Source organism: Streptomyces sp. L500 (assembly GCF_054551825.1).
Genome location: NZ_JBTOLC010000050.1, coordinates 1 through 23024, shown reverse-complemented (window position 1 = coordinate 23024; position 23024 = coordinate 1). Strand labels below are relative to the sequence as shown.

Genomic DNA, 23024 nt, shown 5'->3' with positions numbered 1-23024 from the left:
CGGCGCGCATGGCGGGAGGAAGAAGGCGTCAGGCCTTCTTCGTCTCCCAGAAGATGCGGTCGATCTCGGCGATGAGCTCCAGCGCCTTCTCACCCGTCTTCGGGTCCGTGGACGCCTTCGCGGCGCTCAGGGCCTTCAGCGTGTCGTTGACCAGCTGGTGCAGCTGGGGGTACTTCTCGAAGTGCGGGGCCTTGAAATAGTCGCTCCAGAGCACCGAGACGTGGTGCTTGGCCAGCTCGGCGCGCTGCTCCTTGATGAGGATCGCGCGGGCGCGGAACGCCGCGTCCTCGTTGGCCTGGTACTTCTCCTGGACGGCCTTGACCGACTCGGCCTCGATGCGGGCCTGGGCCGGGTCGTACACACCGCAGGGGAGGTCGCAGTGGGCGCTGACCTTCACCTTGGGGGCGAACAGGCGGGAGAGCATGTGCTGTCCTTCCTCGTGATCGTCTTCTCAGGTGCGAGATTACTCGGTGCGGGAAGGCTTTTCTCGGGGGCCCCGGGGGGCTTAGGACAAAAGTCCAGTGTCAGTCCGGTACTGGCGGAACGACGGACGCGGAGGTTGCCGTGATGCAGGACCAGCTGGACGAGCGCGGCCACGAGCAGGAGCGGGAGCGCCGCGGGCTGCTGCGCGTCGGGCTGGCCGAGGTGTACAACCCCTCGATGGTGCCCACGCTCAACCCCGGCGATCAGCTGATCGTGCGGTACGGGGCCCCGGTGCGGCCGGGGGACGTGGTGGTGCTGCGCCACCCGTTCCGCCAGGACCTGCTGATCGTCAAACGCGCGGTGGAGCGGCGCGACGGCGGCTGGTGGGTGATGGGCGACAACCCGCTGGTGGAGAACGACAGCCGGGAGTTCGGCGCGGTGCCGGAGGAGTTCGTGGTGGCCCGGGCGTGGCTGCGGCTGCGGCCGCCGCCCGGGGCCGGTCAGCGGTCGGCGGGCGCGCTGCTGTCCTGGGCGACCGAGGCCGTGCGGCCGCTGCGCTCGGCCGGGACGGCGGGGCGGGCGTTCTCCAGGCGCTTGCGGGCCCGGTAGGCGGCGACGTTCGCCCGGGTGGCACAGCGGTCGGAGCAGTAGCGCCGGGAGCGGTTGGTCGAGGTGTCGAGGTAGGCGTTGCGGCAGGGCGCGGCCTGGCAGATGCCGAGGCGGTCGACGCCGTACTCGGTGAGGTGGACGGCCAGGCCCATGCTCGCGGTGGCGGTGTAGACGGCGCCCGCGTTGGCCGCGTGGTCGGCGATGTGCATGTGCCACTTGGGGCGGCCGTCCTCGTCCCGGTACTCGTGGCCCGAGATCTGGGGGCTGACGGGGAACTCCATCAGCAGCGCGTTGAGCAGGTCCACCGCCCGTACCTCGTCGCCCTCCGACGCGGCCTCGAAGACGGCGCGCAGCCGGGCCCGGGCCGCGCGCATCCGGGTCAGGTCGCCGTCGACGAGCCGGCGGGCGGCCTGCGACGCGGTCCCGAACAGCTCGCGGGCCGCGTCGAGGGTGGTGAGGGTGTCGGTGCCGCGCGTGGGCTGCTCGGTGTTGACCAGCCGCACGGCGAAGTCCGAGTAAGAGGCCAGTTCCACTTGTAGTCCTTACGCCGCCGGGCCGAGGTCGCTGTCGTCGACCAGTAATGGCCGATTCTGCTTCGAGGGTATTACAAGGATGTCGTGGCGCTCGTGCCGAGGGGCGGCACGGCCCTCGGCCGTACCGCCCCTCGCCGCACCCCGCCGGCGGCCACCGCGTCCCGGCGGACTACAGCACCTTCGACAGGAACGACTTCGTCCGGTCGTGCTGGGGATTGGTCAGCACGTCCCTCGGGTGGCCCGACTCCACCACGACGCCCTGGTCCATGAAGACGACCGAGTCGCCGACCTCCCGGGCGAAGCCCATCTCATGGGTGACCACGATCATCGTCATGCCGTCCTCGGCCAGGCCCCGCATGACGTCGAGGACGTCACCGACCAGCTCCGGGTCCAGCGCCGACGTCGGCTCGTCGAAGAGCATCAGCTTCGGCTCCATCGCCAGCGCCCGGGCGATGGCCACGCGCTGCTGCTGGCCGCCGGAGAGCTGGGAGGGGTAGTTGCCGGCCTTGTCGGCGAGGCCGACGCGGTCGAGGAGCTTCAGGGCGCGCTCCCGGGCCACGGCCTTCGTCTCGCCCTTGACCTGGATCGGCGCCTCCATGATGTTGGCCAGCGCCGTCATGTGCGGGAAGAGGTTGAAGCGCTGGAACACCATGCCGATGTCCCGGCGGTTCTGGGCGACCTCGCTGTCCTTGAGCTCGTAGAGCTTGTCGCCCTTCTGGCGGTAGCCGACGAGCTGGCCGTCGACGTAGAGCCGGCCGGCGTTGATCTTCTCCAGGTGGTTGATGCACCGCAGGAAGGTCGACTTGCCCGAACCGGAGGGGCCGATGAGGCAGAACACCTCGCGCGGGGCGACCTCCAGGTCGATGCCCTTGAGGACCTGCACGGCGCCGTAGGACTTGTGGACGTCCTGCGCCTTCACCATCGCGTTCATGCGCTGACGCCTCCCTTGGAACGGTTGCCGAAGGCCGCCAGGTTGGCCCTGACCTTCTGCCACGGGGTGAGCGGCAGGCTGCGCAGCGCGCCACGGGCGAAACGCCGCTCGAGATAGAACTGGCCGACGCTGAAGACGCTGGTCAGGATGAGGTACCAGGTGGCGGCGAGGAACAGCATCTCCACTGTCGCACCGGTCGTCTGCCCGATGTCGGAGGTGGAGCGCAGCAGCTCCAGGTACTGGGCCGCCGCCGCGGCCAGCGACGAGGTCTTGAGCATGTTGATGAACTCGTTGCCCGTCGGCGGCACGATCACGCGCATCGCCTGCGGCAGCACGATCCGGCGCAGCGTCCTGCCCTGGCTCATGCCGAGCGCGTGGGCGGCCTCGGTCTGGCCCTCGTCGACCGACTGGATGCCGGCACGGACGATCTCGGACATGTAGGCGGCCTCGTTGAGCCCCAGGCCGAGCAGCGCGGCCATGAAGGGGGTCATGAAGTCGCTCATCTCGTCCCGGTAGATCGGGCCGAGGTTGATGTAGGGGAAGATCAGCGCCAGGTTGAACCACAGCAGCAGCTGGACGTAGACCGGGGTGCCCCGGAAGAACCAGATGTAGAGCCAGGAGACCGATGAGGTCACCGGGTTCTTCGACAGCCGCATCACGGCCAGGACGATGCCGAGGACCAGGCCCAGCAGCATCGCGAGCAGCGAGATCAGGACGGTCTTGCCGAGGCCCGAGACGACGGAGGAGTCGAAGATGTAGTCCGGGATCGCGCTGTAGTGGACGTTCGCCGAGGCGAAGGCGTTGACGATCAGGCCGAGGAGGGCCAGCACGACGACGGCGGAGATCCACCGGCCGTAGTGGCGGACCGGAATGGCCTTGATGGCCTCGGGCTCGCCCGGCTCCGCCGCCGCGGTGGCCTTGCCGGCGGGCGGGTCGGCGGGCGGGTCGTCGGCGGGCGGGTCGGCCGGGGCCTTCTGCTCCGGCTCGCTCGTCTTGTCAGCCGAAGCCTTCTTCTCCGGCTGCTCGGCCTTCGAGGATTCCGCTGCCTTGTCGGTGTCGGCCGCAGGCGTCTTGTCGGGCTCAGACGCCTTGTCGGTCTGGCCGGCCGCAGGAGTCTTGGCAGGCTCCGGCCCCTTGTCGGGCTCGGACGCCTTGTCGGGCTTGTCGGGGGAAGCGGTCACGGGGGATGCCTTTCAGCGTTTGCCATACGAGGAGGGGGGACAGCCAGGACAAACGAAGGTCAGGAACCGCCGTTGATCTTCGCTTCCTTGATGGCGCCCGCATCGACGCCCCAGGTCTTGATGACCTTCTCGTACTCGCCGTTCTTGATGATCGCGTCGAGCGCTTCCTTGAGGGCGTCGCGCAGCTGGGTGTTGCCCTTGGAGACGGCGATGCCGTACGGCGCGGCCTCCACCTGGTCGCCGACGATCTCGAAGGCGTTGCCGCCGTCGGCGGTCTTCACCGCATAGGCCGCGACCGGGAAGTCGCTGGAGACGGCGTCGACGCCACCGGCCTTCAGGCGGGTCTGGGCCTCGAGGTCGTTGTCGAACGCCTCCATGGCGATCTTGTCCTTGTCGTCCTTCTCGCACTTCTCCGACTGGGCCTTGGCCAGGTCCTCGGAGACGGTGCCGCGCTGGACCGCGATCTTCTTGCCGCAGAGGTCGCTCCAGCTGCTGATTCCCTTGGTCTCGCCCTTCTTCGTGTAGAGCGAGACACCGGCGTTGAAGTAGTCGACGAAATCGACGCCTTCGCCCACCTTCTTGTGGGTCTTGGAGTCGTTGCCCTCCTGCCGGTCCTTGGTGTCCGTCATCGCGGACATCGCGATGTCGTAACGCTTGGATCGCAGTCCGGTCAGCAGGGCGTCGAAGGTGCCGTTGTTGAACTCGACCTTGACCCCGAGCTGCTTGCCCAGGGCGGCGGCGATGTCGGGGTCGATACCGACCGTCTTGCCGTCCTTCTTGAACTCGACGGGCGGGTAGGCGATATCGGACCCGACCTTGATCACCTTGGCGTCCTGGATGCTCTTCGGGAGCTTGGCGAAGAGCGGGGCCGAGGCGCCCTGGGCGGCCGACTGACCCGACTCGTTGCCGGTCTTGTTCCTCTGGTCGCCGCAACCGGTCAGCAGCAGGGTGCCGGCGACCGCGATCGCGCCGACGGCGGCCAAACGACTCCAGGCGGCAGCCGGGCGAGGGGTGGTGCTTGCGGTCATTGCTCGTTCCTCCTGCGGTTGAGGGGGTATACGACAGGTAATTCGGCAATCACGCGAAACCGCGGAAGAAGTCGCAGCACACTTCCTCGTGCGACGCGACCTCGTGCGGTCTGCGCATCTTGCCATCCGGACTGCCCCATTCGGGGGGCCAGCCATGTCAAAATCGGATAACGGGTGATCCCCATTCGTTACCGGGCGGTTCACACCCCTTGGGCTGCTGTGTCTGTTCTGATCGGCTTCCTGGCGCGAGACGCAGGTCACGCCCGCTGCGTCTCACTTCGTGGACACCTTGGCGCGTCCAGGACCAGTTGACACGTTTCCGCCGTGATCGCGTGTCGGGTTCGCGCCACCGGGGCCCGGAACTCACTCGTCGGCCGTACTGGTCTTCCGGTAGAAAGACCAGTTACACCCCTCACCCGGGGCTCAGGGCGCGCATGTGCGGCGCGCCCGCTTTGTCCGTACCGCCCCGTCGCACGGAAGTCATCCGCCGTCCGGGGTCCGGACATGGTTCGGACATGTGCCCGACCCGCCTCCCACACCCAGAGGCGGTTACCCTCGATCTGCACTTACGACAAAGGGGTCAAGAAAAGTGGCAGCGGAGATCGTGAATCCTCGCAGCGACAGCGGCACGGACGAAGGGGCTCGCGCAGAGTTCTTCGATCCGGCCTTCGCGCTGCACCGTGGCGGCAAGATGGCGGTTCAGGCGACCGTTCCCCTCCGGGGGAAGGACGACCTGTCCCTCGCCTACACGCCGGGGGTCGCCAAGGTGTGCAGCGCCATCGCCGAACAGCCGGAGCTGGTGTACGACTACACCTGGAAGTCGCAGGTCGTCGCGGTCGTGACGGACGGCAGCGCGGTGCTCGGCCTGGGGGACATCGGCCCCGAGGCGTCCCTGCCCGTGATGGAGGGCAAGGCCATCCTCTTCAAGCAGTTCGGCGGCGTGGACGCGGTCCCGATCGCCCTCGACTGCCGTGACGTCGACGAACTCATCGACACCGTCGCCCGCATGGCGCCCTCCTTCGGCGGCATCAACCTGGAGGACATCTCCGCGCCGCGCTGCTTCGAGATCGAGCGCCGGCTCCAGGAGCGCGTGGACATCCCCGTCTTCCACGACGACCAGCACGGCACCGCCGTCGTCACCCTGGCAGCGCTGCGCAACGCCGCGCGGCTGACGGGCCGTACGCTCGGCGAGCTGCGCGCGGTGATCTCGGGCGCGGGCGCGGCCGGTGTGGCCATCGCCCGGATCCTGGTGGAGGCGGGCATCGGCGACGTCGCCGTGTGCGACCGCAAGGGCATCGTCTCCGGCGACCGCGCCGACCTGACGGACGTCAAGCGCGAGCTGGCCGGTTTCACCAACAAGGCCGGTCTGACGGGGCCGTTGGAGGTGGCGCTGGACGGTGCGGACGTCTTCATCGGCGTCTCCGGCGGCACGGTGCCGGAGCCGGCGGTCGCGAAGATGGCCGAGAACTGCCTGATCTTCGCGATGGCCAACCCGAACCCGGAGATCCACCCGGACGTCGCCCACAAGTACGCGGCCGTCGTCGCCACCGGGCGCAGCGACTTCCCCAACCAGATCAACAACGTCCTCGCCTTCCCCGGCATCTTCGCGGGTGCCCTCCAGGTGCGGGCGTCGCGGATCACGGAGGGTATGAAGATCGCGGCGGCCGAGGCGCTGGCCGCCGTGGTGGCGGACGAGCTGAGCGCGGACAAGGTGATCCCCTCGCCGTTCGACGAGCGGGTCGCCCCGGCGGTCACCGCCGCCGTGGCCGCGGCGGCGCGGGCGGACGGCGTCGCGCGACGCTGACGCCCCGAGCCTTGACGGGGAGGGCCGGTCCGGACCGTGGGGTCCGGACCGGCCCTTCGCCGTTCATGCCGGGCGGACCGGGCGCGTCACCGGCTCCGGCGGACGAAGGCGTCGTACACCTTGTTGGTGTCGCCGGGCACGAGGTTGTCCGCGGCGCTGCCGAAGACGAGCGTGCGCCCGGTCAGGTCGACGCTCGGGCCGCCGGACCAGCCGTCGGCCTGGGAGCCGTCGGCGGCGACGCTGACCCGTTCGACGGCGCCGGTCACGAGGTCCTTGGCGAAGACGTCCTCGACGCCGTTGGTGTCACCGGGCACGAGGTTGGCGGCCAGGGACATGAAGAACACGTGCCGGTCGTCGCCGCTCATGACCGCGCCCCGGTACGAGCTGTCGTCGGCCTGCGAGCCGTCGGCCGCGACGCTGACGCGCCGGGTGACGCCGGTGAGCAGGTCCGTGGCGAAGACGTCGGCCTTGCCGTTGGTGTCGTTCTCCACCACGGCGTCGGAGGCGGAGGAGAAGAGCGAGTACCGGCCGTCGGGGCTCAGCGCGAAGTCGCCGTCGACCGCCACGCCCCCGCCGTCGCGGGACGGGGCGCCGCGCTGGACGCGGCCGGTGCGCAGGTCGTGGACGTACAGGCCCCGGGCGCGCGGCCGTTGGAGCGCCTTCTCCCCGCCGGGCGGCGTGACCAGGTCGGACATGCTCAGGAAGGCGACCTTGCCGCCGTCCGCGCTGATCTCGGGGGAGACGGAGAAGCCGTCGGCCTGGGCGCCGTCGCTCGTGACGCTCACCCGCTTCGTGGTGCCGCGCAGGCGGTCGCGGACGAACACGTCCGTGCGGCCGTTGGTGTCACCGGGCACCAGGTCGTCCCGGTCGGAGGAGAAGGCGACGTAGCGGCCGTCGGCGCTGATGGACGGGGCCGAACTGTGCGCGGGCTTCGTGCCCTTGTTCTCGACGAGCACCTCGGTGCGGCCCGTGACCCGGTCGTGGACGAACACGTCGTAGTAGTCGCCCGGATTGCGGTTCGGGGCCAGGTTCTTGGCCTCGGAGTCGAAGGCGACGTACCTGCCGTCACCGCTGATCGACGTCGTCCACGACGACCTGTCGGCGGGCGTGCCGTCGGAGGCGACGCTGGCGAGCTCGGTGCGGCCGGTGCGCAGGTCCTTCACATAGACACGGCGCATCGGCTCGGTGGCGCCGGGCACGAGGTTCGTGGCGCCGGTCTCGAACGTGACGAAACGGCCGTCCGCGCTGATCCTCGCGCCGATGCTCTCGGCGTTCGCCTGGGCGCCGTCGGAGGCGGTGTTCACCCGCTCGACGCGGGCGAGGGCCCCCGGCGCGGCGGCGCCCGCCGTACCGGCGCCGGTCAGGGGCAGGACGGCGGTGCAGCCGACGAGTAACGCGGCTGTGGCGGTGGCGCGTCTGGAACGTCGCATGGTGGTCCCCCTCGCGTGGTCGCGCCTCGCGGATACGCGCGTGTGCGCGTGGAGTGCGCGGAGGAAGCCAACAGTCCGGTCGGCCCACGGTCAAGACACCCCGCACCCGGTCAAGACACCACGCGCCCGGTCAAGACACCACGCGCCCGATCACGACGCGGCGCGTGTCACAGCGCCATGTGGTTTCCTCCGCCGCGCCCCGCCACTAGGTTCGGCTCATGTTCGCCGCCTACGCCGCACGCATCGACCGCGACCAGCCTCTGAACGGCCTCGAACTGGGGGAGCGCCCCGAGCCCGTGGCACGCCCCGGCTGGACGATCGTCAACGTCAAGGCCGCCTCGCTCAACCACCACGACCTGTGGACGCTGCGCGGCGTGGGGATCGGCGAGGACGCGCTGCCGATGATCCTCGGCTGTGACGCGGCGGGCGTCGACGAGCACGGCGACGAGGTCGTCCTCCACTCCGTCATCGGCGAGACCGGCCACGGCGTGGGGCCCGACGAGCCGCGCTCGATCCTCACCGAGCGCTATCAGGGCACCTTCGCCGAGCGGGTCGCCGTGCCTTCCTGGAACGTGCTGCCCAAGCCGAAGGAGCTGTCCTTCGAGGAGGCCACCTGCCTGCCCACGGCCTGGCTGACCGCCTACCGGATGCTGTTCACCAAGGCGTGCGCGCGGCCCGGGCAGAGCGTGCTGGTGCAGGGCGCCGGCGGCGGGGTGGCCACGGCGGCGATCGTGCTGGGCGCGGCTGCCGGGCTGCGGGTCTTCGCGACCAGCCGCGACGCGGCCAAGCGCGAGCGCGCCGTGGAGCTGGGCGCGGAGGCGGCGTACGAGCCGGGGGCGCGGCTGCCGCACCGCGTGGACGTGGTCGTCGAGACGGTGGGCGCGGCCACCTGGTCGCACTCGGTCAAGTCGCTCAGGCCCGGCGGCACTTTGGTGATCTCCGGTGCGACCAGCGGCGACCGTCCCCCGGCGGCCGAGCTGACACGGATCTTCTTCCATGAACTCCATGTCGCGGGCGTGACGATGGGCACCAAGGAGGAGCTGTCCGACCTGCTCGCCTTCTGTGCGGCCACGGGCGTCCGGCCGGTGATCGACACGGTGCTGCCCCTGGACCGGGCGCGTGAAGGCTTCGAAAAGATGAACAGCGGCGATCTGTTCGGGAAGGTCGTGCTGACGGTATGAACGGCGGATGCCGAAGAGACGCTCGCGCACGGCGGCGTTCCTTGCCGCGATCACCTGTCTCCTGACCCTTCTCGCGCCCGAAACCGCCGGAGCCGCCGAGGCTCACGCTCGCCCCGGCCCCGAAATCCCCCGGCTGACCGACGAGCACGGCCGGGCGCTCACCCTGCGGGGCTGGAACCTCGCGGACAAGGAGCACCGGGGCGAACGCGCCCTGGAGGACATCACCGAGCGCTCGCTGCGCGACATGGCGGGCAGAGGGTTCGACTTCGCCCGGCTGGCGGTCTTCTGGGACGACCTGGAACCCCGGCGCGGTGAATACAGCGAAACGTATCTGCGGAAGATCGGACGCGTCCTGGACTGGGCGGCGAAGTACCGGGTCCGGGTGCTGATCGACGCCCACCAGGACGTCTACGGACCGGCCTTCGGCGGCCACCGGGGCATCCCCGCGTGGGCCACCCGCACCGACGGGCTGCCCTACCGGCAGCACCCCGACGACTGGTTCGCCGAGTACTTCGAACCGGCCGTCCAGGCCGCGTTCGAGCACCTCTACGAGGACGCCGACCTGCGCCTCGCCCAGGAGCGGATGTGGCGGGTCCTGGCCGGCCGCCTCGCCGGCCACCCGGCCGTCCTGGGCTATGACCTGATCAACGAGCCCATGGGCCGGATGCGCCCCGGCGAGGACCTGTTCACGGCCGCCCGCCGCATCGAGGCCACCCAGGTCACCCCCATGTACCGGCGCCTCGCGCGGGCGATCCGCGAGGTGGACCGGAAGCACTGGATCTTCATCGAGCCCACCCCGGCGGCGGGCGAGGGCAAGCCCACGGGCCTGGGCCGGGTGGCCGACCCGAAGATCGTCTACGCGCCGCACTTCTACAACGCCGCGATGGAGCTGGGCCGGGACTACGACCCCGCTTCCGGCTGGCTGGCGGCCTACGAGGCGGCCGTCGTCCACTACCCGCGCGAGCAGCGCGTGCCCGTGGTGGTGGGGGAGTGGGGCCCGCTCGACAGCTCGTTGCCGAACATGGGCCGGTTCTACGAGGACGCCATCGCCTCCATCGGGCGCTACGCGTCCGGGTGGGCGAGCTGGCAGTGGTGTTACGGGGGGACGTACTGCGCCATGGACCGGCAAGGGAGCTTCCGCCCCAACAAGGAGCGCACGGCCCGCCCGTACGCCCCCGCTGTGGCCGATACGCCCCGCGCCGAGGCGTACGATCCCGGCGCGCGCTCCTACCGGCTCACCTATCTGCCCTCGCCCGGAGGAACCAGCGAGCTCTCCCTGCCGCCCGACCCCCATGGCTGGCGCGTCACCGTGACCGGACCGGCCCGGACCAGCGGCGGAACCGTGCGGCCGGGCCGGCGCGGCACGGTGTTCCTGTATGCGACGGGAAGGGCGGCGGGCCCGGTCACGGTCATGGCCACGGCGGGACACGCTGTGAGGTGACGAGGAGTGGTGGCGCTGTTCGGGAGCGCTGAGGATGATGCACTCCGGGGGCGCTCGCCCTGCTGTTCACCGCGCGGTCGCGCGTCGTTGTGAATGAACGTGCCGGTCCGGTTCCGGGCCGCCGGGGGTGAAGCCATGTCCTCGCCGATTCCACCGCTGCCGTCCGTGGGCGACTTCATCGCGGCGTTCGAAAGGTTCGTCGTGGCGCCGCCGAAGCGGCGGGGACCCTCCGCCAGGATCGTGCTCATGCCGCAGGGCGATCCGGACGTGGCGGCGCGGATCGCCACGGGGGAATGCGGACGGCTGCGCGTGCGGGGGCGCGCGCTCGTCCCGTACGCCCGGGTCCTGGAGTTACCCGGGACCCGGGGCCCGGACGTCTTCGAGCAGATCGAGCAGGGCCTGCTGGGCAACCTGCCCGAGGGGTTCGGCCGGCTGCGGCTGCCGCGCTACCACCTCGTGCGGACCTTCGCCGAGGCCCGCTCCCGGGAGCGGGATCCGGACGTACGCGCCCGGGACCTGCGCGACAAGTGCTTCGAGGAGCGGCGCAAGAGCTCGGTCGTCCTCAAGGCCCTGCGCGCCATCAGCCTCGCCGACGTCCCCGGCGTGCCGTCCTGGATGTGGCAGCCCCTCCGGCCGCTGTTCGAGGTGCTGCCGCGCTGGCTGTACGGGCGGCGGCAGCGGCGCCGCATGATGGGCGAAGGCGGCTGGTTCCGGGAGTGGGCGGGGCTCCCCGACGGACGCGGCGACTTCTTCGGGCAGCACGAGAAGGTGACCGGCCGCAAGGCCGACGCGCTGCTGTGCGCGCTGCTCGGCGATCTGGAGGACGCCGTGGGGCGCCGCCGCCTCTCGCCGTGGGTCCGGCGGCGCCGCACCCGCTTCGTCCTGGTCCTCCCCAAGGCGGGCGCGGCCGGTTCGCTCACCGAGAGCGTGGTCGAGGGCTTCCCCAGGGCGGTCGAGCTGACCCGGAGCACGGCAGTGGCCCTGCTGGCCGTGGGCTATCAGGACGGGCGGGAGGCGCCCCAGTCCTTCGCGACGGCCACCAACACCGTCGACTCCTGGACGCCCGGCCAGAGCAGGGGCCGGGGCCGGTCCGTCCACGTGGCCGTACCGCCCCACGACGTCGGGACCGACGTGGAGGCCGACAGCTTCTTCCACAGCCGCCCGGAGATCGGCCTCGACGGCGGGGCGCCCTCCGCCGCCGCGCCGCGCTGGGAGGCCCTGGGCCTCGCACTGGCGGGCGTCCTGGTGCTGTCGCTCCTCGCCTACGGCGTCGTGCTCTTGTTCCCCCGGCCGGCGAACACCCGGTGCCTCGGCGCCACCGTCCCCGAGGCGAAGTCGGCCCCGCCGGGCAAGACCACCGGCCGGAGCCCCAAGGTGGTGTACCAGGAGGCCCTCGACACGATCAAGAACCAGAACGACCTCGCCGACGTGGCCGCCCGGGTGAACCACGCGATGGTCCGCACCGTGGTCTACCTGGGGGTGCCCGCGCTCGCCGACACCTGGAAAGAGGGCATCTACAGCGGCGCCATCCCTGAACTGCGCGGCATCGCCCTGGCCCAGGGGGAGCTCAACGGCGAGGCGGCCAGGGTGAACGACAAGGTCTGGCTGAAGGTCAGGGTCGAGGACGCGGGGATGCGCTTCTCCAAGGCGCCCGAGGTGGCCGAGCGGCTGGCGCGGGAGATCCGGGCCGAACCGTCCGGCGCCCAGCAGATCATGGGCGTGGTCGGGCTGGCGCAGAGCCGCCCGGACACCCTCAAGGCCCGTGACACCCTCGCGGCCGCCGATGTGCCGATGGTCGGCACCGTGGCGACGGCCGAGGCGATGCAGCGCAGCGACCTCTACCGGCAGGTGGCCCCCGACAACCGGCGCGAGGCCCGGATCGCGGCGGCCTTCGCCCGTTACGGCAACCTCGTGGAGACCGCGCCCGGCCGCTGCGCCCCGGCCCGCCGGGTGGTGGTCGTGGCCGACCCGGAGGACACCTACAGCGACAACCTGAGCACGCGGTTCGTCGCGGCGTTCCCCGACGCCCGCACCATCTGGTATACACCCAACCCCGGCAAACCGTCCGATCGGCGTGACCCCCCGAACGACCGCACGGAGTGGGCGCGTTCCCTGTCGGACATGGCCCGGACGGTGTGCGCGCGGATCAAGGAGGACCCGCGCACCGTGCTCTACTGGGCCGCGCGGCAGAACGAATTCGCCGCGTTCCTCGACGAGTTCGACGGAAGCATGCCGTGCAACGACGGGCTGACGGTGCTCGGCGGCGACGACCTGACCGGCGTGGTCCTCGACGACCAGCAGCCGAGCAAGCGCCACCCCAAGGTGCGGCTCTACTACGCCGCGCACGTCCTGCCGAACGGCTACCCCGCCAACGCCATGGGCGAGCGCTTCCGGCAGGCGTACCGCGATTCCTACGGCGACGACGACCGGTGGAGCGACGACGGCCGGGCCCCGCTCGCCTGGGACGCGCTGCAGGTGCTGTCGAAGGCCGTCAACTCCGCCTACCAGGACTCGCATTCCTCCCTCCTCACCCGGGGCATGGTCGAGTCGGACCTCGTGAAGGGCGTCGGCGGCCCCTCCGGCATCCAGGGCGCCACGGGGGCGCTGGCCTTCGCCAACGGCGGGAAGGTGCCGGTGAACAAGCGGCTGTTGATCCTCCACGACACCCGCGAGGGCCCCGAGGTGTCGCTGGAGTGCGGGTACCGCGACAGCGGGACGGAGCAGAGGACCTGGGGGCCGGGCGGGGCGTTCGACTGCCCCCGGGACGAACAGGACCCGGACTGAGCGTGACGCGGTGAGGGTCTTGCGGTGAGGGGCGCGCCGTGACGTTCACGCCGGGGCGCGCGACGAAGTGCGCCGGAGTGGGTGGCGTACCCCGGGAGTGCTGAGGATGATGGGCTCACGGGGGCGTATCCCCGTGTCCCTTGCCGTGACCGCTTGTCGTGGAAGGGGCTTGCCGGCCCGGCTCCGGGCCGTTCGGGGGGTGAAGCGTGTCCACGCCTGTACCACCATTGCCGTCCGTGGGGGACTTCGTCACGGCCTTCGAGGAGTTCGTCCTGGTGCCACCGGGCCGGCGCGGACCCTCCGCCAGGGTGCTCCTCGTGTCGCCGCCGGGCGGCGTCGAGGCGGAGCGGATCGCCGACGGCGAGTGCCAACGGCTGCGCGTCCGGGGGCGGGCGCTCGTCCCGTTCGCCCGGGTCCAGGAGACGACGCGGCGCGTCGGCTCCACCTCGCGCACCCACGACGTCTTCGAGCAGATCGAGATCGCCCTGCATGAGAACCGGCCCCCCGGCTTCGGCCGGCTGCGGCTGCGGCGCTACGACCTCGTGCGCGCCCTGGCCGACGCCCGCACCCGGGAGACCCAACCGTCGGTACGGGCGCGGGACTTCCGCGACCAGTGCTACGCGGAACGGTGCAAGACCTCGCTCTTCCTCAAGGCCCTCTACGCGATCAGCGGCGACGACCAGGCGCCCGCGAGCATTCCGGGCTGGCTGTGGCACTGGGCGCGCCGGCCGCTCTTCGGTGTGCTGCCGCGCTGGCTGTACGGCCGGCGGCAGCAGCGCCGGATGATGGGCAAGAACGGCTGGTTCCGCAGCTGGGCGGGGATACCCGCCGGGCGCGGCGACTTCTTCGCCCACCACGACGCCGTCGCCCGCGGCCGGACCGACGCGCTGCTGTGCGCGCTGCTGAGCGATCTGGAGGACGCCGTCCAGCGCAGGCGGGCGCTGTCACCGTGGGTCCGGCGGCGCCGGAGCCGGTTCGTCCTCGTCCTGCCCCGGGTGGGGGCGCCGGACTCGGTCACCGAGAGCGTGATCCGGGGGTTCCCCGGGGCGGTCGAGCGGACGGGCAGCACGGCGGTGGCGCTGCTGGCCGTCGGCCGGGACGGCCGGGACACCGCCCAGACCCTCGCGGCGGCCACGACCACCATCGACTCCTGGACCCGCAGCCAGGGCCGGGGCCGGGGCCGCACCGTGACCGTGGGGGTGGGCCCCTACGACGGCCGCCCCGACGAGGAGGCCGAGAGCAGGCTGCGCGGCTACCCGGAGATCCAGCCCCGCAAGGTCTACTCCGACGGCGCGCCGCGCGTCGAGGCCGCCGTGATGACGGTGGCGACGGTCGCGGCGCTGTCGCTCGTCGCGCAGTTCGCGGTGGCCCGGATCGGCGCGGAGACCAGCACCGAGTGCGTCGGCGCGAGCGTCGCCATGCCGGAGCCGGCCGCGCCGGGCAAGGTCCCCGAGATCTCCCCGAAGGAGCTGTACGAGCAGGCGCTGGCCTCCATCAGGACACAGAACGCGGAGGCCGACGCGGCGGCGAAACGCCCCAACACGGCCGTCCGCACCGTCGTCTATCTCGGGGTGCCCGCCGTCGCCGAGACCTGGAAGGAGGGCATGTACAGCGGCTCCATCCCCGAACTGCGCGGCATCGCCCTCGCCCAGGAGGCGCTCAACCGCGAGGCGTCCCGGGACGAGGCCCGCAAGGTGTGGCTGAGGGTACGGGTCGAGGACGGCGGCCAGCAGTTCGCCAAGGCGCCCGAGGCGGCCGAACGGATCGCCAAGGAGGCCGAGGAGGAGCGGAAGAGCGGCGGCAGCCAGCAGATCATGGGCGTGGTCGGGCTGGGGCAGAGCCGGACGGCCACCCTGAAGGCCCGGGACACCCTCGGCGCCGCCGGACTCCCCGTGATCGGCACGGTGACGACGGCGGAGCAGATGCAGCAGCACCACATGTACCGGCAGGTCGCGCCGGACAACCGGCGCGAGGCGCGCGTCGCCGCCGAGTTCGCCCGGCGCGGCAACATCGTGGAGACCTCGCCCGGGGTGTGCGCCCCCGCCCGGGAGGCGGTGGTCGTGGCCGACCCGACCGACCGCTACAGCGACAATCTGCGCCGCCGCTTCGTCCAGGAGTTCAAGAACACCCGCACGATCCTCTACTCGGCGGACCCGGAGACCCCCTTCGACCCGACGCAGGACGACCGGACCGAACGGGCCCGCACTCTGGCGGACATGGCGGCCTCCGTCTGTCGGCGGATCAAGGCCGAGCCCCGCACGGTGGTGTACTGGGCGGGCCGGGGCACGGAGTTCTCCGCGTTCCTCGACGAGTTCGACAACGGCACCTCCTGCCGGGGACATGTGACGGCCCTCGGGGGCAACGACCTGACCAGCGCCGTCGTGGACGCCCAGCAGCCCAGCAGCCGCCACTCGGGCGTACGGCTCTACTACGCGGCGCACGCCGTGCCCAAGAGCTACTGGCCCAACGAGGTGGGCCGGGCCTTCCGTACCCAGTACCTCGACGCGTACGGCAAGGACGACCTGTGGAGCAACGACGGCCGTGCCCCCGTCGCCTGGGACGCGCTGCGGCTGCTGGCCACCGCCGTGAACACCGCCCGCCAGACCTCCGGCACCGGCTCCTTCTCACGCGACACGGTGCAGACCGTGCTGGCGTCGGGGGCCGGAGGCGGCGACGGGGTGCGCGGCGCCACCGGGACCCTGGTCTACGACCAGGGCCGGAAGGTGCCCCGGGACAAGCGGCTGCTGATCCTCCACGACACCCGCCAGGGCCCCGAGGTGGCGCTGGAGTGCGGGGTCCGCGACAGCGGCGACGAGAAGACGGCGTGGGGGCCGGGGGACGCCTTTGAGTGCCCCCGGGACGCGGGGGACGCCTTGTAGCGGGGACGCCCCGCAAGGGGCGCGGGGAACTGCGCGCTCAGCCCAAGGCGGCCCGCAGTTGCAGGATGCTCCTGGGCACCGAGGGCGGCTGCGGGCCGCCTGTGGCTGGTCGCGCAGTTCCCCGCGCCCCTACGGCGCCTGCGGCGCCTTCAGCAGCCCCCCGATCCGCGCGGCGGCATCCGCCAAGCGGGCCCGCGCCTCGCGGAGCTGATCCGGCGTCACCCCATGGTCGCGCGCGGCATCCCGCACCTCGTCGCGGAAGCGGTCCAGCAGCCGGTCGAGGTCACGGGCCGGTTCCTTGGAGAGGGCGTCGTCGGCGACTGCCCACTCGGGCAGCGGGTACGAGGCGCTCAGCGGCTCGTCCTCCGCCCGCTCCACGACGATCACCGGCTCGTCGGCGGACTGCCCCGGTGCCCGTCCGGCGCGCATCTGTCCCGCCAGTACGCCGAGATCCTTGGCCAGCGCGCCGACGCCTTCGGCGATGCCCGCGGGCCAGTCGCCGTGCCGGGCGTGCTCACGGACCTGCTCCTGGACGCGCTCGGCGATGCGCCGCACCTCCTGGCGCGTCTGCTCCTGCGCCTGCCGGGCCTGGCGGCGGGCCGTCTGGGCGTCCTGGCGGGCGCGGCGGCTCTCCTCCTTCGCCCGGCGGGCCTGTTCCTTCCACTCCTCCTTGGCCTTGCGGAACTCCTCCTTCGCCCCGGCGAAGTAATCCCCTCCGGAGCCGGCGGCACCCGGCTCCGTACGGGCCTTCAGCGCCTCCTCGCGCATCTCGCGACGCAGATCGCCGGCGGCGCCGCGCACGTCCTCGCGGATGTCGGCGGCCAGCGCGGCGACGGACTCGCGGATCTCCAGCTCCAGCTCGGCCAGCTCCCCCCGCCGGTCGGCGAGCTCGGCGCGGCCGGCATCGGTGATCGAGTAGACCTTGCGGCCGCCCTCGGTGGTGTGGGTGACCAGGCCCTCCGCCTCCAGCTTGGCGAGGCGGGGGTAGACGGTGCCGGCGGAGGGGGCGTAGAGCCCTTGGAAGCGCTCCTCCAGCAGGCGGATGACCTCGTAGCCGTGGCGCGGGGCCTCGTCGAGGAGGCGCAGCAGATACAGGCGGAGCCGGCCGTGGCCGAAGACGGGGGGCATCAGAGGACCTTTCCCGACGCCGGGGCGTCGTCATCGGGGGACGGCGGCCGGCGCAGCAGCGCGACCGCGCCGGAGACGGTGGTGATCTTGAGTTTGCCGCCGCCCGAGCCCAGCGTGCCGGTGATCCGCTTGGCGCCCCACTGCCCGCCGACCCGCAGGTTCTCGAAGGCGCAGGAGACCGGGCCGCTGGTGGTGTTGGCCTCGACATCGGCGTCGACCGGCTGCGGCAGCCGGATGGCGACCTCGCCGGAGACGGTGGTCAGCGCGAGATCGGGGGTGCGGGCGGCGTCGGCGAGGTCGATGGTCACGTCGCCGTTGACGGTCTCCGCCTTGACCCGGCCGCCCGTCCCCTCGATCAGGGTCAGGTCGCCGGAGACGGAGTTGAAGCGCAGGTCGCCGGCGAGGGCCTGGGCCTCCAGCCGCCCGGAGACGGACTCCGCGCGGACGTCGCCCCGCACGCCGACGAGCGTGACGTCCCCCGTGACGCCGCGGACCTCCGTGGGGCCCGCGATGCCGGAGACGACGGCGCTCGCGCCGACCACACCGGTCTCGACCCGGGTGGCCGTGGGCACGGTCAGCGTGATCGTGACGGAGCGCTTCCACTCGTCGCGGTCGAACCACTTGAGGATGTTCTTCCAGGGCAGGTCGTCATAGGCGACCGTGAGGACGCCCTCCCGCAGGCTGACGACGAGCGGGGCCCCCTCGATCTCGGACAGCTCCAGCCCGGCGGGGCCGCTGTCGGTGCCCACGACATTGACGGTGCCACCCACGACGCGCACCGCGAGCGCCGTGACGGGCTCCTCGAAGGTGAGCTTCTGTGGTGCGGCCAGTGACCACTGCGACCGGTCCGGCATTCCGGGCCTCCTCCGTACGGGCGTAGTGCTGCGCACGCGGCACCGCCGCGACGCAACATATCGCGTCTCCTGCAGAACACGATATATCGTGGCCCCGGGAAGTCAAGGGTCTTCCGAGTGGCATAGCGTTGACGCATGTCCGCTACTGATCACAGCCCGGCAGCGGGAGTTCTGCTGCTCTGCCGGGCCGAGCCCGACCGCGTCCGTCCGTCCGCCCAGCTCCTGCGCGAGCCGCTGCTCCTCGCCCCGGCGGGGGAGGAGTGGACCGTGCTGGTGCCGGGGGAGGACGCCTGGCACGCGGAGGGCGCGAGCCCGGCCGCCCTGACGGCCGAGTGGGCGCACGCCCTGACCGTCGCCGAACCCTGGCCGGCCGTGGGCCTGTGGTGGGACGCGGAAGGAGCCGGCTTCGTCGTCGCGGCGGGCTTCCGCCGCACGGTCGGCTACACCTGGCTGGCGGACGGCTCGCCGCTCGGGGAGGAGAGCGCCATGACGGCGCTGCGGGCCCGGCTGGGCCTGGACCCGGTGCTCGACGCGGAGGCGTTCGACCGGCTCACCCTGCCGGACTCGGACGCCGACGCGGCCGCGCGGGTGCTCGGGCTCGTCGCCGTCCTGGCCCGGGCCGGCCTCCACCTGCCGCCCGGCCTGACCCCGGGCACGGGCGCGGCCGCACTGCGCGCGGCGGCGGACGCGGCGCCGGAGGCGGAGCCCGTCGAGTGGCCCGGCTGGCGCACGATGGTGCGCGACGGCCTCGACGCGTCGGAGCGGGGGCCGCTGGGGCGGTGGGTGCGGGGGCCGCGGGCGCGGGCGCTCGGCGCGGCGGAGGTTCTGGCGGGGGTGTCGCTCTGGGCGCTCGGGCGGCGCGGCGGCCGCCGGGGGCTGAAGACCGCGGGCGCGGTCCTCGTCGCGGACGGCGCGCTCACATTGGCGTACGACGTGTGGCGCTCGCGCGAGCGTTGAGAACGCCGGACGGGCCGGGCTGACGAACTCGGCCCGTCCGGCGTCCGCGGGTCCTACTCGTCGTCCTCGTCGTCCAGCCGTGCCAGCCACGTCGCCAGGCGCTCGACCGGGACCTCGAAGTCGGGGTTGAGGTCGACGAACGTACGGAGCTGCTCGGCCACCCAGCCGAGGGAGACCTCCTCCTCGCCCCGCCGGTTCTCCAGCTCCTCGATGCCGCGGTCGGTGAAGTACAACGTGATCTCCGTCAGAGGATGAGCCAATCGGTCCCGCCCAGGATAGGCGGCACGTCCCCGCCCCCCGCCGACAGGACGGGCTCGACGGGAAAAGGTGGGCTCCCCCGACGAGGGGGAGCCCACCTTTTCGTGGTGCTACTGCTCAGCCGCTAGGCGGCGATCACTCAGGCGTCGAAGACCTCGGCGATCAGCGCCGCCTGCTCGGCCTGGTGGCGCTTGGCCGAGCCGACCGCCGGGGACGAGGAGTGCGAACGGGAGATCCGCCGCAGTCGCTCGCGGGCCGGGACGTCGGCGCCGACGGCCAGGTCCAGGTGGTCGATCAGGTTGAGCGCGATGAACGGCCACGCACCCTGGTTCGCCGGCTCCTCCTGCGCCCAGATGTAGCTCTCGGCGTTCTTGAACTTGGCGATCTCGGCCTGGAGCTCCTCACCCGGCAGCGGGTAGAGACGCTCGAGACGGATGATGGCGGTGTCCGTGCTGCCGCGCTTCTGCCGCTCGGCCTCCAGGTCGTAGTAGACCTTGCCGGAGCAGAAGACGACCTTGCGGACGGCCTCGGGCTGGACGCTGTCGTCGCCGATGACGGGACGGAAGCGACCGGTGGTGAACTCCTCCACCTTCGACGCCGCGGCCTTCAGACGCAGCATCGACTTCGGGGTGAAGACGATGAGCGGCTTGTGGTGCGGGTTGTGGACCTGCCAGCGCAGCAGGTGGAAGTAGTTCGACGGCAGCGTCGGCATGGCGACCGTCATGTTGTTCTGCGCGCAGAGCTGGAGGAACCGCTCGACACGGGCCGAGGAGTGGTCCGGGCCCTGGCCCTCGTAGCCGTGCGGCAGCAGCAGGGTGACACCAGAGGTCTGGTTCCACTTCTGCTCGGAGGAGGAGATGAACTCGTCCACCACCGACTGGGCGCCGTTGACGAAGTCGCCGAACTGCGCCTCCCACAGCACGAGCGCGTCCGGGCGGGCCAGCGAGTAGCCGTACTCGAAGCCCATCGCCGCGTACTCGCTGAGCAGCGAGTCGTAGACGTTGAAGCGGGCCTGGTCCTCGGAGAGGTAGAGCAGCGGGGTGTAGTCCTCGCCGGTCTCCCGGTCCACCAGCACCGCGTGGCGCTGGCCGAAGGTGCCGCGGCGGGAGTCCTGGCCGGCGAGCCGGACCGGGGTGCCCTCCATCAGCAGGGAGCCGAAGGCCAGGGTCTCGCCCATGCCCCAGTCGATGGTGCCGTCCTCGACGCTGGCCGCGCGGCGCTGCAGCTGCGGCAGCAGACGCGGGTGCACCGTGACGCCCTCGGGGAGGGTGACCTGCGACTCGGCGATGCGCTTGACGACCTCCTGGGAGACCGCGGTGTCCACCGCGACCGGGAAGCCGTCCAGCGGCGCCGCCGGGACCTCGGCGGGAGCCGGGGTCGTGTCGGCCTCGCGGACCTCGACGAACACCTTCTCCAGCTGGCCCTGGTAGTCCTGGAGGGCCTGCTCGGCCTCTTCCAGGGTGATGTCGCCACGGCCGATCAGCGACTCGGTGTAGAGCTTGCGCACCGAGCGCTTCTTGTCGATCAGGTCGTACATCAGCGGCTGGGTGAAGCCCGGGTTGTCGGACTCGTTGTGGCCGCGACGGCGGTAGCAGATCAGGTCGATGACGACGTCCTTGTTGAACGCCTGGCGGAACTCGAAGGCGAGCCGCGCGACGCGGACCACGGCCTCCGGGTCGTCACCGTTCACATGGAAGATCGGCGCCTCGATCATCCGGGCGACGTCGGTGCAGTACATCGACGAGCGCGAGGACTCCGGCGGCGCGGTGAAGCCGACCTGGTTGTTGATGACGATGTGCACGGTGCCGCCGGTGCGGTAGCCGCGCAGCTGCGACATGTTCAGGGTCTCGGCCACGACGCCCTGGCCCGCGAAGGCCGCGTCGCCGTGCAGCTGGATCGGCAGGACGGTGAAGTCCGTGCCGGCCTTGCCGATGATGTCCTGCTTGGCGCGGGCGATGCCCTCGACGACCGGGTCGACCGTCTCCAGGTGGGACGGGTTGGCGGCCAGCGAGACGTTGATCTGCTCGCCGTCCAGGCCGGTGAAGACGCCCTGGGCACCCAGGTGGTACTTCACGTCGCCGGAGCCGTGCATCGACTTCGGGTCGAGGTTGCCCTCGAACTCGCGGAAGATCTGCGCGTAGGACTTGCCGACGATGTTGGCGAGGACGTTCAGGCGGCCGCGGTGGGCCATGCCGATGACGGCCTCGTCCAGCCGGGACTCGGCGGCCGCGTCCAGCACCGCGTCCAGCAGCGGGATGACGGACTCGCCGCCCTCCAGCGAGAAGCGCTTCTGGCCGACGTACTTCGTCTGCAGGAACGTCTCGAACGCCTCGGCCGCGTTCAGGCGGCGCAGGATGCGCAGCTGCTCCTCGCGCTCCGGCTTGTGGTGCGGACGCTCGACGCGCTCCTGGATCCAGCGGCGCTGCTTCGGGTCCTGGATGTGCATGTACTCGATGCCGGTGGTGCGGCAATACGAGTCGCGCAGCACGCCCAGGATGTCGCGCAGCTTCATCATCGACTTGCCGGCGAAGCCGCCGACCGCGAACTCGCGCTCCAGGTCCCACAGGGTGAGGCCGTGCTCGGTGATGTCGAGGTCGGGGTGCTTGCGCTGGCGGTACTCCAGCGGGTCGGTGTCGGCCATGACGTGGCCGCGGACCCGGTAGGAGTGGATCAGCTCGAAGACGCGGGCGGCCTTCGTGACGTCGTCGTCGTGCGAGGCGTCGATGTCCTTGAGCCAGCGGACCGGCTCGTAGGGGATGCGCAGCGCCTCGAAGATCTCGTCGTAGAAGTCGTTCTCGCCGAGGAGCAGCTGGTGCATGATCCGCAGGAACTCGCCGGAGGCGGCGCCCTGGATGACCCGGTGGTCGTACGTCGAGGTCAGGGTCATGACCTTGGAGATGCCCATCTTGTTCAGGGCGTCCTGCGAGGTGCCCTGGAACTCGGCGGGGTAGTCCATGGCGCCCACGCCGATGATGAGGCCCTGGCCGGGCATCAGGCGCGGCACGGAGTGGACGGTGCCGATGCCGCCGGGGTTGGTCAGCGACGCGGTGACGCCGGTGAAGTCCTCCATCGTCAGCTTGCCGACGCGGGCGCGCTTGACGATGTCCTCGTAGGCCTGCCAGAACTCGAAGAAGTTCAGGGTCTCGGCCTTCTTGATGGCCGCGACGACGAGCTGGCGGTCACCGTTCGGCTTGACCAGGTCGATGGCCAGACCGAGGTTGACGTGCTCGGGCTTGACGAGGGTGGGCTTGCCGTCCTTCTCCGTGAAGGAGTAGTTCATCGACGGCATCAGCTTCAGCGCCTGCACCATGGCGTAGCCGATGAGGTGCGTGAAGGAGACCTTGCCACCGCGGGCGCGCTGCAGGTGGTTGTTGATGACGATGCGCTGGTCGAACAGCAGCTTCACCGGGACCGCGCGGACGGACGTGGCCGTCGGCAGCTCCAGGGAGGCGTTCATGTTCTTGGCGACCGCGGCGGACGGACCGCGCAGCGTCACGAACTCGGGGCCCGCGCCCGGCTCGGCGGCCTTGGCGGCGGCCGGCTTGGCGACGGCGGGCTTCGCCACGGCGGGCTTGGCCGGAGCCGCGGGAGCGGCCTGCGCGG

Annotated in this window: 17 protein-coding genes; 7 read left to right on the top strand and 10 right to left on the bottom strand. The window is 71.6% G+C overall.

The annotated features are described in order from the left end of the window. Positions 1 to 28 precede the first annotated feature (28 nt). On the bottom strand, positions 29 to 424 hold the full coding sequence (sodN, locus tag ACX9I7_RS28540) for a superoxide dismutase, Ni (RefSeq protein ID WP_126916000.1): 396 nt from the start codon (positions 422 to 424) through the stop codon (positions 29 to 31). Between the two features lie 143 nt (positions 425 to 567). Here sodN and sodX point away from each other — a divergent pair, with 143 nt between their 5' ends. After that, positions 568 to 1032, top strand: coding sequence for a nickel-type superoxide dismutase maturation protease (gene sodX / locus ACX9I7_RS28535; RefSeq protein ID WP_392754749.1), 465 nt, complete (start codon positions 568 to 570; stop codon positions 1030 to 1032). Here the strand turns inward: sodX and ACX9I7_RS28530 are convergent. From ACX9I7_RS28530 to ACX9I7_RS28515, 4 genes are all read right to left on the bottom strand, one after another. Then, positions 924 to 1565 carry a CGNR zinc finger domain-containing protein gene (locus ACX9I7_RS28530; protein WP_387566332.1) on the bottom strand — a complete coding sequence of 214 codons (642 nt, stop codon included), beginning with the start codon at positions 1563 to 1565 and terminating at the stop codon, positions 924 to 926. The genes sodX and ACX9I7_RS28530 overlap by 109 nt on opposite strands. Before the next feature lie 169 nt (positions 1566 to 1734). Continuing rightward, positions 1735 to 2496: an amino acid ABC transporter ATP-binding protein gene (locus tag ACX9I7_RS28525; protein ID WP_387566329.1), complete on the bottom strand. Its 762-nt coding sequence runs from the start codon at positions 2494 to 2496 to the stop codon at positions 1735 to 1737. After that, positions 2493 to 3377, bottom strand: a complete 885-nt coding sequence (locus ACX9I7_RS28520; RefSeq protein ID WP_358627246.1) for an amino acid ABC transporter permease — start codon at positions 3375 to 3377, stop codon at positions 2493 to 2495. The genes ACX9I7_RS28525 and ACX9I7_RS28520 overlap by 4 nt, the downstream gene beginning before the upstream one ends. Positions 3378 to 3736: 359 nt before the next feature. Beyond that, a complete protein-coding gene (locus ACX9I7_RS28515; RefSeq protein ID WP_387566326.1) occupies positions 3737 to 4705 on the bottom strand; it encodes an ABC transporter substrate-binding protein in 969 nt (322 codons plus the stop codon). A 589-nt stretch (positions 4706 to 5294) separates the two neighbouring features. Here ACX9I7_RS28515 and ACX9I7_RS28510 point away from each other — a divergent pair. Next, a complete protein-coding gene (locus ACX9I7_RS28510) occupies positions 5295 to 6509 on the top strand; it encodes an NAD(P)-dependent malic enzyme (protein ID WP_459388949.1) in 1215 nt (404 codons plus the stop codon). An 86-nt stretch (positions 6510 to 6595) separates the two neighbouring features. Here the strand turns inward: ACX9I7_RS28510 and ACX9I7_RS28505 are convergent, their stop codons facing one another. Continuing rightward, positions 6596 to 7939, bottom strand: coding sequence for a hypothetical protein (locus tag ACX9I7_RS28505; protein WP_459388948.1), 1344 nt, complete (start codon positions 7937 to 7939; stop codon positions 6596 to 6598). Between the two features lie 218 nt (positions 7940 to 8157). Here ACX9I7_RS28505 and ACX9I7_RS28500 point away from each other — a divergent pair, with 218 nt between their 5' ends. The 4 genes from ACX9I7_RS28500 to ACX9I7_RS28485 all read left to right on the top strand — a co-directional run bounded on the left by ACX9I7_RS28500 (position 8158) and on the right by ACX9I7_RS28485 (position 16224). Then, positions 8158 to 9120, top strand: coding sequence for a zinc-binding dehydrogenase (locus ACX9I7_RS28500; RefSeq protein WP_459388947.1), 963 nt, complete (start codon positions 8158 to 8160; stop codon positions 9118 to 9120). Between the two features lie 7 nt (positions 9121 to 9127). Continuing rightward, positions 9128 to 10561 (top strand): cellulase family glycosylhydrolase, encoded by a 1434-nt coding sequence (locus ACX9I7_RS28495; RefSeq protein ID WP_459388946.1) that lies wholly within the window; start codon positions 9128 to 9130, stop codon positions 10559 to 10561. A gap of 135 nt (positions 10562 to 10696) precedes the next feature. Continuing rightward, positions 10697 to 13345 (top strand): ABC transporter substrate-binding protein, encoded by a 2649-nt coding sequence (locus tag ACX9I7_RS28490; RefSeq protein ID WP_459388945.1) that lies wholly within the window; start codon positions 10697 to 10699, stop codon positions 13343 to 13345. A gap of 236 nt (positions 13346 to 13581) precedes the next feature. Then, positions 13582 to 16224 (top strand): ABC transporter substrate-binding protein, encoded by a 2643-nt coding sequence (locus ACX9I7_RS28485; protein ID WP_459388944.1) that lies wholly within the window; start codon positions 13582 to 13584, stop codon positions 16222 to 16224. A gap of 129 nt (positions 16225 to 16353) precedes the next feature. Here the strand turns inward: ACX9I7_RS28485 and ACX9I7_RS28480 are convergent, their stop codons facing one another. Together ACX9I7_RS28480 and ACX9I7_RS28475 are read right to left on the bottom strand one after the other, a co-directional pair. Then, the gene (locus ACX9I7_RS28480; RefSeq protein ID WP_387566309.1) at positions 16354 to 17352 is read right to left on the bottom strand and encodes a PadR family transcriptional regulator; all 999 of its coding nucleotides are present in this window, start codon (positions 17350 to 17352) and stop codon (positions 16354 to 16356) included. Further along, positions 17352 to 18206 carry a DUF4097 family beta strand repeat-containing protein gene (locus ACX9I7_RS28475; RefSeq protein ID WP_459388943.1) on the bottom strand — a complete coding sequence of 285 codons (855 nt, stop codon included), beginning with the start codon at positions 18204 to 18206 and terminating at the stop codon, positions 17352 to 17354. Before ACX9I7_RS28475 ends, ACX9I7_RS28480 begins: the two co-directional genes overlap by 1 nt. A 135-nt stretch (positions 18207 to 18341) precedes the next feature. Between ACX9I7_RS28475 and ACX9I7_RS28470 the strand changes: the two genes are divergently transcribed. Continuing rightward, complete coding sequence (locus ACX9I7_RS28470) at positions 18342 to 19163, top strand: hypothetical protein (protein ID WP_189451448.1); 822 nt, start codon at positions 18342 to 18344, stop codon at positions 19161 to 19163. A 53-nt stretch (positions 19164 to 19216) separates the two neighbouring features. Here the strand turns inward: ACX9I7_RS28470 and ACX9I7_RS28465 are convergent, their stop codons facing one another. Both ACX9I7_RS28465 and ACX9I7_RS28460 read right to left on the bottom strand, forming a co-directional pair. Then, entirely contained in the window at positions 19217 to 19396 is a 180-nt protein-coding gene (locus tag ACX9I7_RS28465) for a DUF6104 family protein (RefSeq protein WP_126916014.1), read from the bottom strand. A gap of 164 nt (positions 19397 to 19560) precedes the next feature. Next, on the bottom strand, positions 19561 to 23024 hold a 3464-nt coding region (locus tag ACX9I7_RS28460), incomplete at its 5' end, for a multifunctional oxoglutarate decarboxylase/oxoglutarate dehydrogenase thiamine pyrophosphate-binding subunit/dihydrolipoyllysine-residue succinyltransferase subunit (protein ID WP_459388942.1).

What these genes read in the sequence shown, in the direction of transcription:
- sodN (WP_126916000.1), bottom strand. Translation starts at nt 424, where the DNA reads ATGCTCTCCCGCCTGTTCGCCCCCAAGGTGAAGGTCAGCGCCCACTGC.
- ACX9I7_RS28475 (WP_459388943.1), bottom strand. Translation starts at nt 18,206, where the DNA reads ATGCCGGACCGGTCGCAGTGGTCACTGGCCGCACCACAGAAGCTCACC.
- ACX9I7_RS28495 (WP_459388946.1), top strand. Translation starts at nt 9,128, where the DNA reads ATGCCGAAGAGACGCTCGCGCACGGCGGCGTTCCTTGCCGCGATCACC.
- ACX9I7_RS28470 (WP_189451448.1), top strand. Translation starts at nt 18,342, where the DNA reads ATGTCCGCTACTGATCACAGCCCGGCAGCGGGAGTTCTGCTGCTCTGC.
- ACX9I7_RS28505 (WP_459388948.1), bottom strand. Translation starts at nt 7,939, where the DNA reads ATGCGACGTTCCAGACGCGCCACCGCCACAGCCGCGTTACTCGTCGGC.
- ACX9I7_RS28515 (WP_387566326.1), bottom strand. Translation starts at nt 4,705, where the DNA reads ATGACCGCAAGCACCACCCCTCGCCCGGCTGCCGCCTGGAGTCGTTTG.
- ACX9I7_RS28525 (WP_387566329.1), bottom strand. Translation starts at nt 2,496, where the DNA reads ATGAACGCGATGGTGAAGGCGCAGGACGTCCACAAGTCCTACGGCGCC.
- sodX (WP_392754749.1), top strand. Translation starts at nt 568, where the DNA reads ATGCAGGACCAGCTGGACGAGCGCGGCCACGAGCAGGAGCGGGAGCGC.
- ACX9I7_RS28490 (WP_459388945.1), top strand. Translation starts at nt 10,697, where the DNA reads ATGTCCTCGCCGATTCCACCGCTGCCGTCCGTGGGCGACTTCATCGCG.
- ACX9I7_RS28480 (WP_387566309.1), bottom strand. Translation starts at nt 17,352, where the DNA reads ATGCCCCCCGTCTTCGGCCACGGCCGGCTCCGCCTGTATCTGCTGCGC.
- ACX9I7_RS28500 (WP_459388947.1), top strand. Translation starts at nt 8,158, where the DNA reads ATGTTCGCCGCCTACGCCGCACGCATCGACCGCGACCAGCCTCTGAAC.